This window comes from Methylobacterium sp. Leaf465 (assembly GCF_001424705.1).
Lineage (GTDB): Bacteria > Pseudomonadota > Alphaproteobacteria > Rhizobiales > Beijerinckiaceae > Methylobacterium.
On the sequence record NZ_LMRA01000010.1, the window covers coordinates 58,543 to 68,565 of the forward strand.

The window sequence follows — 10,023 nt, forward strand, 5'->3', positions numbered from 1 at the left end:
ACGATGCCCCGGCTTCCCCCCGCTCCGAAATTCGACATCCACGTCCCCGTCCCCGTCCCCGTCGGCGGGGCCAGCGAGCCGCCCGGACAGCAATCCCGACAACGCCCTGAACGGCCCTGGTGGCGGTCGGGTCTGCTGGCACCCACACGAGCTCCGGCGCGACGCTGGCGTGCGCGATCCGCGGCGTTTCTGCTCGTCTGCGGCACGACCGCGGCGGTCAGGGCCGAACCGCCGGTCGCGGTCGCGCTCATCGTCTCCGTGGATGTGTCGCAATCGGTCGACGCGGCGCGCTTCGGGCTGCAGATGGAGGGAATTGCCGAGGCCCTGGAAGATCCCGGCGTTGTTGCAGCGATGACCGCGCGGCCAGGAGGAACGCTCTTCGCCATGGTGACCTGGGCCGATCGGGCCAGCCTGGCTGTTGGCTGGCGGCGGATCGCGAGCCGCGCCGATGCGGTCGCCGCAGCGGCGCAGGTCCGGGCGACCCCCCGCCAGACCGGTGAATTCACCTGCCTGGCTCAGATGTTCCGCACGATCGCCGGGAGCGTGATCCCCGCCATGCCGATCCCCGCCGAGCGCATCGTCGTCGACGTCTCGGGCGACGGCATCGACAATTGCACGGACACGGACGACCTCGCCACCGAGCAGGCCGCCGTCCTCGCCTCGGGCGCCACCATCAATGGCCTGCCGATCCTCGTTCCGGGCGAGAACGATGTCGTGGGTGCCGGCGCATACAGGGCCCCAGGGTACGGCCTCCGGGCGACGCCGCTGCCACAGGAGCATATCGGCCTCCAGCAATGGTTCGAGGCGCACGTCGTCGCTGGACCGAACGCGTTCTTGCTCACCGCGAAAGGCTATGGCGATTTTTCCAGGGCCATACGCCGCAAATTCATGACGGAAATCAGTTCGTATCGATAGGCATTTTTGCCTTTGAGGGATGATTCTGTTGTCAAACCTCCGACCTGACGCCTACTGACAGAATTCACAGATTCGGTGGTTAACAGACGCTCCAGATCGGTTGCAGAAAGCACGGTGCCGGGCGAGCGGCAGATTTCTGCTCATGGTGCAAAGCCGTCTTGCGCCGCAACTCATGGGAGCGTCCGGTTTGTTGGCGCCGCTTCCCAATAGCGGACCGGCTGTAATCCACCCTATCCGGTCATTCCGCATCCGACCCAACCAAGTCATAAAACTTGAGCCGGAGTTCTGGCGAAAGCGGATGCTGCGGTGGGTTAGGTTCGCTGCATGGTGACAGGCGAAGCGTGAGGTCAAAATTTCGTTCGCGCCGTGACCCGTTGCCTACCGCACCGCGCTTAACGACCGCGACCTTGCCAAGCGTCGGTATGGACTGTGAGGTCTGACCAACCGCTTCACCGCCACCGGCGGGTTCAATAGGAACCAAGTCTAGTCCGGGCGCGGGAACCTGAGCAGATTTATCCGAAGCTTAGGTCTCGATCATGGACCGTACGCGCTCGGCCATCGCCTCGATTGAAAATGGCTTCGTCAGGATCCCCATGCCGTGGCCCAAACGCCCGTTCCCGAGGACGGCATTCTCGGCGTAGCCGGTCACGAACAGCACCTTGAGATCCGGGCGCCGAACCCGTGCGGCGTCCGCCATCTGGCGCCCGTTCATGCCCCCGGGCAATCCCACGTCGGTCACGAGTAGGTCGATGCGGGTGTTCGACTCCAGCACCTTGAGGCCGGCGACGCTGTCGGCCGCCTCAATGGCAACGTAGCCCAGATCTCCGAGCACGTCGGTGACCAGCATGCGAACGCTGGGTTCGTCATCGACCACGAGCACGGTCTCGCCCTGCTCAGAGCGCGGCAGAGAGCCGCCGGCGACGGGAACGTCTGCGTCGACCGCTCCGAGGTACCGCGGAAGGTACAGGCGCACCGTCGTACCGATGCCGAGTTCGGAATAGATCCGGGCCTGCCCGCCGGACTGGATGGCGAAGCCGTAGATCATGCTGAGGCCGAGGCCAGTGCCCTGGCCCACGGGCTTCGTCGTGAAGAACGGGTCGAAGGCCTTGGCGACAGTGTCCGGGCCCATGCCGCATCCGGTGTCGGTGACGCAGAGCGACAGGTACTGCCCCGGTTCCAAGTCGCGTGCGCGAGCATCGTCGTGGTTGAGCCAACGATTGGACGTCTCGATGGTGATGCGCCCGCCATTGGGCATCGCATCCCGGGCGTTGATGCAGAGGTTGAGCAGCGCGTTCTCAAGCTGCGGCGGGTCGACCAGCGCGGGCCACAGGCTCGGTGCCCCGAAGACCTCTAGATGGATGGACGGCCCGACCGTCCTACGGATCAGATCCTCCATGCCCTTGACGAGCTGGTTCACGTCCGTCGGCTTGGGGTCGAGAGTCTGCCGGCGCGAGAAGGCAAGGAGCCGGTGGGTCAGCGCGGCGGCGCGGCGCGAGGCGCCCTGGGCGACAGCCATGTACTTTTCGACGTCGGCGATACGCCCCTGCGCGAGGCGGGTTCCGATCATCTCCAGGGCCCCAGAGATACCGGCGAGCAGGTTGTTGAAATCGTGCGCCAGCCCACCCGTGAGCTGCCCAACCGCTTCCATTTTCTGCGATTGGCGTAGCTGGGTCTCGGCCGCCTGCAGGGCCGCCGTCCGTTCCTCGACACGCTGTTCCAGCTGCTCGTTGAGCTCGCGCAGATCGATCAGGGCGCGATCCCGCTGCTCCTCGACCGCGCGCCGCTCCTGCACGTCGATGAGAACCCCGGGGAAGCGCAACGGGATACCGTCCAGGCCGTGTTCGACGAGGCCGTTGGCTTCCAGCCAGTAGTACAGGCCATCCGCCCGACGGACCCGGTACTGGTGCGCGTAGCGGCCGCCCCGCGTGATTGCCTCCTCGATGGCCTTGGCCAATCCGGCCTGGTCGTCGGGATGCACGGTCTCAACGACCTGGGCCAAGCTGATGCCACTGCGTCCGAGGGCAGGATCGAGGCCAAAATTGATCGCGAACGCCTCGTCCACCGTGAAGCGGTCGGAAGGTAGGTCCCAGACCCAGGTGCCGATGATGGCTCCGGCCGCCAGAGCGAGTTGGACGCGCTCGACGTTCGCCCGTGCGAGCGCCTCGCTCTCCCGGAGCGCGGCATCCCCGAGTACGCGGCCGGTGGTCTCGTTGGTGAAGATAAACAGGCCCGCAACCGCACCTGTGCCGTCGAGCACGCGCGAATACGAGAACGACCACCAAGTATCCTGCTGGCCGCGGTCGGTGTCGAGCTTCCAGGGCAGGTCGACGAAGCGCTCAGGCCGGCCGTCGAGGGCATCCTGGATGATGGGTTGGGCCTGCTCCCACCCGTCCGCCCAGACGCGGTCGAAGCGCTCGCCCATCGCCCAAGACAGGCGCGGACCGAGCAATGGGAAATAGGTGTCATTGAAGAAGAAGTGCAGCTCCGGCCCCCAGGCCAGGATCATGCTCTCGGGTGAGTTCAACACAAGGGACAGAGCGGTGCGCAGTTCGGTCGGCCATCCTGAGGGATGCCCAAGCGGATGTCCGGTCCAGTCGCGATCTCGGATCATCCGGGCGGCTTCGCGGCCTCCGTCGAGGAATGCCAAAGGGTTCGTCATCGTGTCTATGTGTGCGGTTTAAGCGTGTGGATCCGCTACCCTACCAATTGATGGACGCTGCAATAGGGTAGCCGGTGACGGCAGCGATCCGTGTTCCGTCGTTCCATGGGAAGCGACCGTCTATGATGGTCGCGGTCTTGTGAAATTGGCCAATCAGGACACCAGGAGCAGGTGGTACGGCAAGATCTTACTACGGCTCCGGGAGGGCCCGATGGCAGCAATTCGATCCTCGGGAAACCGGCCCTCAACGCGCCTGTGCGCCGACGCGCTCCACGGCCCGTCTGAGGATGCGCGAGAGGTCGGCCACCGAATAGGGTTTGCGTAAGAGTTCGAACCCGTGGGTGCCCTGGGCAGCGAGTACGTCGCTGTAGCCCGATGCTAGGACCACCGGCAGATCGGGCCTCCGCCGCCGGAGCTCGCGGGCGAGGTCGACCCCGTTCATCCCGGGCATCACCACGTCGGAGAAGACCACCTCGAAACGGTACGGAATGCGCTCGAATTCGTTTAAGGCCATCTGTGCGTCTTTCGCCCACACGGTGCTGTAGCCGAGCTCTTCCAATGCCTGCGCCGCGAAGGCCCCGACCTCGTGGTTGTCCTCGACCAGCAGAACGCAGGTTCCGTGGCCCTCGGCGAGATCCGCTGGCTCGTGCGCTTCTGCCTCGGGAACGGCAGCGGCCTTCGCACGCGGGAGGTACAGGGTGAAGGTTGTGCCTTCGCCCAGGCGACTCTCGGCTATGACCTCGCCACCAGACTGCTTGGCGAAGCCGAAGACCTGGGAGAGCCCCAGCCCCGTACCTTGGCCGACGCCTTTGGTGGTGAAGAACGGCTCGAAAATCCGGTCGACGACATCTGGGGCGATGCCGACACCCGTGTCGGTCACCGATACGGCCACGAAGTCGCCGCGCATGGCCGGGTGGGCCCTGACGGCGGGGACGAGGCCCACGGGCCGGACTTGAATGACGAGGCGACCTTCGCCCGACATCGCGTCGCGGGCGTTGACCACCATGTTGACCAGGGCCGTGTCGAACTGGCTCGGGTCAGCATCGACGAGACAGGGCCCCTCCCGACCGCGGCCATCGCGGAACGGCTCGACCCGGGTCTCGACCTGGATGCGCGATCCCGTCAGTGTGCGCACCATATCTGAGACTGAGGCGACGCCGCGCCCGACGTCGAACACCTCCGGCTGGAGCGCTTGGCGGCGGGCGAAGGCGAGCAGTTGCCCGGTCAGCTTGGCGGCGCGGTCGACGGTGTCCGAGATGGCGTCGACGTAACGAGTCCGACGCTCCTCGGCGAGGTTCGGTCGCTTGAGGAGGTCCGTGGACGACTTGATGACGGTCAGCAGGTTGTTGAAGTCGTGCGCAACGCCCCCGGTCAATTGCCCAACTGCTTCCAGCTTCTGGCTCTGCCGGAGTTGCTCCTCCAGAGCCTTGCGCTCGGTGACGTCCCGGCCGGCCGCATAGAAATGGTCGCCGCGCGGGATAGCGTACCATGACAGCCACCGGAAGCCGCCGTCGAGCGTCCGCATGCGCACGTCCAGGCCTTCGAGGACGATACCGTCAAGGAGGTCGCCGAAAACACCCTCCACCACCGGTTTGTCGTCCGGGTAGATGAACGCGTTAAAGTGTGCGCCGACCAAGTCGTCCTCGGTCCAGCCGAGCGTGTGGGTCCAGGCCGGGTTGACGGATCGGTAGCGCCCGTCGAACCCGCAGACCAGGAAAAGGTCCCGGCTCGTTCGCCAGACCATGTCACGCTCGTCCGTCCGGTCGCGGGCCGTCTCCTCAAGGGTCCGCTCGGCCTCGCGCCGTGCGGTGATGTCGTTGAACAGCACGGCGACCCGCCGCCGGGCCGGCTCGCCAATGCGCAGGGCGTGGACGTCGAACCATCGGCCCATTGCCACCGCGCCACTCTCGAAGCGCACCGACTCGCCCGTCAGTGCGACCTTACCGTAGGCGTCCAGCCAGGACCTCTCCAGGCCGGGGACGATCTCGCTGATCCATCGGCCCGCCGCGTCGCGCAGCCCGGTGTGGCGTTCGAAGGCCGGGTTCACCTCGATGAAGCGGTAGTCGACCGCGCGCTCCTCGGCATCGAAGCGCATCTCGATGATGCAGAAGCCCGCATCCACGGCCTCGAACAAGGTTCGGTAGCGTGCCTCGCTCTCGGCGAGCCGACCTTCCTCGGTACGAAAGCGCGTGACGTCGAGCTGGCTCGCGAAGAAGTATCGCAGCTCACCGGCCGGGTCGAACACGGGGCTGACATAGAGCTCGTTGCGGAAAGGGGTCCCGTCACGGTGATAGTTCAAGATCTCTACGACCACGTCGCGGCGCGCGACGATGGCGTCGCGCACCTTCGCCACGTCGGCTGGGTCGGTGCCGGGCCCTTGGAGAAATCGACAGTTGCGTCCGATCAACGCGTCGGCGCCATAGCCGCACAGCTCCTGGAAGGCACGGTTAGCGAAGACGATCGGGTTGTCAGGCAGGTTTGGGTCGGTGATGATCTGCGGCATGCGGGTCTTCTCCGCCGCGGTGAACAGCAGGTCGGTCCCGGCGGCGGAGGTTCGTTCGTTGCCCGTTGGGGCATGAACGTGCTCCTCGTTACGCCGCCGCAGGCGCTCGATTTCCGCGTTCGCGGCGGCCAATTGCCGTCGCAGATCCTCGATGTCCGCTTCCATCCGTCCGTCCCGACCAGGGGGCCCGTGATCCTGGCCGCTGGTAGCCCGACAATATTGACCCAGCGCCGCTTCACGACGCCGCCCATCATCCGGGGGTGTCATATGGCCAAGGGTATGCCCACGGAAAGTGTGGCTTATGGGTTCGACGGCATGCGTCAGCCGTAGCCGCTACGAGCAGACGGCACGAAAACCCGTCGCCTTCTCGTGTCTGTATCAGCCCCGTGTGGCATAAGGCGTTTCGATCTTTCACATCGGATCGACAGGTCCGCAAAACTCGATTATCGGCCTGGGATCAACACCGAGTGTACGGGTGGCCGTGGAACAGATGGACAGCACAGCGCAACGCCAAGCGGCGCTTGCCGGCTACGACATTCTCGACACGCCGACCGAGGTTGAGTTCGACGACATCGTAAGGGTAGCGTCCGAGACCTGCGGCATGCCGGTGTCGCTGATCTCCCTGCTCGATGGCGAGCGCCAGTGGTTTAAGGCCAAGACCGGCTTCGGCCAGAGCGAGACCCCGATCTCGCAGTCCATCTGCGCTTACGCCACTCAGCAGCACGACGTGTTTGAGATCCCGGATCTCACCCTCGATCCGCGCACGGCCGACAACCCCCTCGTGACCGGCGGGCCAGAAGTGCGGTTCTACGCGGGCGTGCCGTTGAAGACCGCGGACGGTATCGCTCTCGGCGCGCTGTGCGTCCTCGACACCAAGCCCAACCGGTTGACCTCGGCGCAGGCGTTCACCCTGCGCACACTCGCCCAGCAGGTCATCACCAACCTGGAGCTACGACGCGCCCTGAAGGAGCGGCGCGAGAGCGACCGGCGCAATAAGGCGATCCTGGAGAGCGCGATCGACTACGGCATCATCGCGATGGACCTGAACGGTCGCGTGACGAGCTGGAACGCGGGGGCCGAGCAGATCCTCGGGTGGACCGAGGCCGAGATGCTCGGGCGACACGCCAACGTGTTCTTCACTGAGGAGGACGAGCGCGACCAGATCGCCGAGAAGGAGATGGGCGCGGCCCTGCTGCACGGGCGCGGAACCGACGAGCGTTGGCACCTGCGCAAAGACGGCAGCAGGTTCTGGGCGAACGGCGAGATGATGCCGCTCAAGGACGAGGATGGGCGCCCCGAAGGCTTCATCAAGATCCTGCGCGATCGGACAGAGCAACGCAACGCCGCCGCTCGGCAGCAAGCCGATGCCGAGTTCATGCGCGGCGTGCTCGCCTCCTCAGCCGACTGCATCAAGGTGCTCGACCTTGACGGCGGCCTGACCTTCATGAGCGAGGGCGGCATGCGGGTGATGGAGGTCAGCGACTTCAACCAGGTGAAGGGCTGCCCGTGGCCGGACTTTTGGCAGGGCCAGGCTCACGCCGATGCTGTCGCAGCCCTCGCGGCCGCCAAGGCCGGCGGCGTCGGCCACTTCCAGGGTCTGGCCGATACCTACCTCGGCACCGCGAAGTGGTGGGACGTGCAGGTGACGCCGATCCTTGGGCCGAATGGACAGCCGGAGAAGATCCTGTCGGTCTCGCGGGACATCACCGACCAAAAGTCCTTCGAACGCCGACTCGCGGTCAGCGAGGAACGCTGGCGTGGGCTGTTCAGCGGGATGCAGGAGGGGTTCCTCAGCGCCGAGCTGATCCGCGACGAGGGCGGCCACCCCGCGGACTTCCGGCTCCTGCAGGTCAATCCGGCGTTCGCCGGGCTGACCGGGCTACCGGCCAGCAGCGCCGGGCGCACCATGCGCGAGCTTGTGCCGGCCATCCCGCAGTGGCTGATCGACACCTACGCCCGCACCGTCGAGACCGGCCAACCCGAGAAATTCGAGATTCACGTCCCCGAGCTTCATCGCACGTTCGAGGTCCGGGCGCATAAGCAGTCTGGCCAGCAGTTCGCGGCGCTGTTCCTGGAAATCTCGAACCGCAAACGGACCGAGGCTCGCCGTGCGGCCATGACCGAATTGGGCGACCGGCTGCGCGACGTGGGCGACAAGGGCGAGATCAGCCGAGTTGCCGCGGAGGTCATGGGGCGCACGCTCGGACTGAGCCACGCGGGCTACGGGCAAGTCGATCCAGACGCCGAGACGATTTTTGTGGAGCAGGGATGGACCGCGCCGGGCCTCACGAGCATCGCCGGGATACACCAATTCCGCGCCTACGGCTCGTACATCGAAGACCTCAAGTCGGGGCGCGATGTCGTCATCGTTGACGTCGGCGGCGACCCTCGGACCAGCGCGGACGCCAAGGCATTGGCGGCGATCAGCACGCGCTCGCTTCTCAACCTGCCGGTGATGGAGCACGGCCGGTTCGTGGCGTTGTTCTACGCGGTGAGGGCAGAGCCTGGGGAGTGGACGCAGGAGGACATCGCCTTCGTGCGCAATGTCGCTGACCGCACCCGGTCGGCCATCGCGCGCATCGAGGCCGAGACACAGCAGCAACTGCTCAACCACGAGCTGAGCCATCGCATGAAGAACATGCTGGCAATGGTCCAGTCCATCGCCACGCAGACGATGCGCGGAGCTGCCGATCTCGACACCGCGCGAGATGTGCTCGCCAGCCGGCTGATCGCTCTGGGCAAGTCGCATGACCTCCTGCTCGGCGGCTCCCTGTCCCAAGCCTCGCTGACGAGCGTGATCGAGAGCGCGCTCGACATTCACCGTGACCATCAGGATCGGTTCGTGCTCGATGGCCCGACGGTGATGGTGGGGTCCAGGGCGGCGCTGTCGTTGTCGTTGATGATGCACGAGCTGGCGACCAATGCCGCCAAGTACGGTGCGCTCTCGACCGCGGAGGGTCGGGCCTCCATCACCTGGGATATCGGCGGTGACGGCGACGATGCTCCGGTCACCTTGCGGTGGGTCGAGGCAGGCGGTCCGGCGGTGTTTGCACCGAAGCGGACGGGGTTCGGTACCCGGTTGATCGGACGCGGGCTTGCCGGAAGCTTCGACGGGAAGGTGGACTTGAGCTACCCGCCCTCCGGTGTGGTCTGCACGATCGTCGCGCCGCGGCGCGGGCTCATGGCGAGCTAGACCCTCAGGCTCGTCTAAAGGGAGCCTATCGGGCGATCAGTCCGATCCGCTGGCCGTATCCAGCTGGGCCAGGAGTTGGTTCAGGCGGTCCGGTAGTGGCGTTCCTGGGATCTGGTTGTACATGCCCTGCAACTTGCGTCCGAGATGGTGCTGGATCGCATGGGGAGATCCCGGCCGCGTCCATACGAAAGAGCCCTCCGAGAGAGGTTGTCCGCTCTCGTCGCGGACAGGATCAATTCCGTAATCGGAGGCACGTTTCCCCACCTGACGGCTTCCCTGGCTCCAGATCGCACAATAAGGGGTAAATAGCCCAGTCTGATTAGGTTCCTGTTAAGGCGATGAGCGATCCACGCTGTATTATTAATGCCACGCCAATATGGCTGGCGCCAACCACAGCGTCTTCTGCAAGAAAGAGCAGACCTCGGTGGGATCTAATTTTTGCCTCAAACGGTTCGGCAACAGAAATGCTGCTCTGGGTCGTAAGAAGTCCCCACGGCTATGTCCGCTTGATGAAACCGCTGTCCAGAAGCGGACGGGCAGAAGACCACCCATCTTGGCTGTCTAGCGAGGCGGCCAATGTCAATACAGGCTCACCATCCCGCAAAACGCTGTGTCCGTGGTTTACTGAACATTGAATATCTGTATGGGACCCGCAGGACGGAGCGGCCGGCGACAACAGAGCGTCGGTCGGCGCTCGTCAGGCGCGAAGCGTGCGTCCAAGCTCCAGGACAGCCCGGGTCAGCAGGCCGTCCA

General features: G+C 65.3%; 4 protein-coding genes. 2 read left to right on the forward strand and 2 right to left on the reverse strand.

The window, feature by feature from the left end:
- The first annotated feature begins 3 nt into the window (after nucleotides 1-3).
- The gene (locus tag ASG51_RS08320) at nucleotides 4-915 is read left to right on the forward strand and encodes a DUF1194 domain-containing protein (protein WP_082513927.1); all 912 of its coding nucleotides are present in this window, start codon (nucleotides 4-6) and stop codon (nucleotides 913-915) included.
- Between the two features lie 523 nt (nucleotides 916-1,438).
- Here ASG51_RS08320 and ASG51_RS08325 read toward each other — a convergent pair.
- Nucleotides 1,439-3,574 (reverse strand): ATP-binding protein, encoded by a 2,136-nt coding sequence (locus tag ASG51_RS08325; RefSeq protein WP_082513928.1) that lies wholly within the window; start codon nucleotides 3,572-3,574, stop codon nucleotides 1,439-1,441.
- Between the two features lie 244 nt (nucleotides 3,575-3,818).
- Complete coding sequence (locus ASG51_RS08330) at nucleotides 3,819-6,242, reverse strand: PAS domain S-box protein (protein WP_056380197.1); 2,424 nt, start codon at nucleotides 6,240-6,242, stop codon at nucleotides 3,819-3,821.
- Nucleotides 6,243-6,552: 310 nt separating this feature from the next.
- Between ASG51_RS08330 and ASG51_RS08335 the strand changes: the two genes are divergently transcribed.
- A complete protein-coding gene (locus ASG51_RS08335; RefSeq protein WP_244480095.1) occupies nucleotides 6,553-9,270 on the forward strand; it encodes a PAS domain-containing protein in 2,718 nt (905 codons plus the stop codon).
- Nucleotides 9,271-10,023 lie beyond the last annotated feature (753 nt).

Coding starts and splice junctions, on each gene's coding strand:
- ASG51_RS08330 (WP_056380197.1), bottom strand. CDS start 6,242: ATGGAAGCGGACATCGAGGATCTGCGACGGCAATTGGCCGCCGCGAAC.
- ASG51_RS08325 (WP_082513928.1), bottom strand. CDS start 3,574: ATGACGAACCCTTTGGCATTCCTCGACGGAGGCCGCGAAGCCGCCCGG.
- ASG51_RS08320 (WP_082513927.1), top strand. CDS start 4: ATGCCCCGGCTTCCCCCCGCTCCGAAATTCGACATCCACGTCCCCGTC.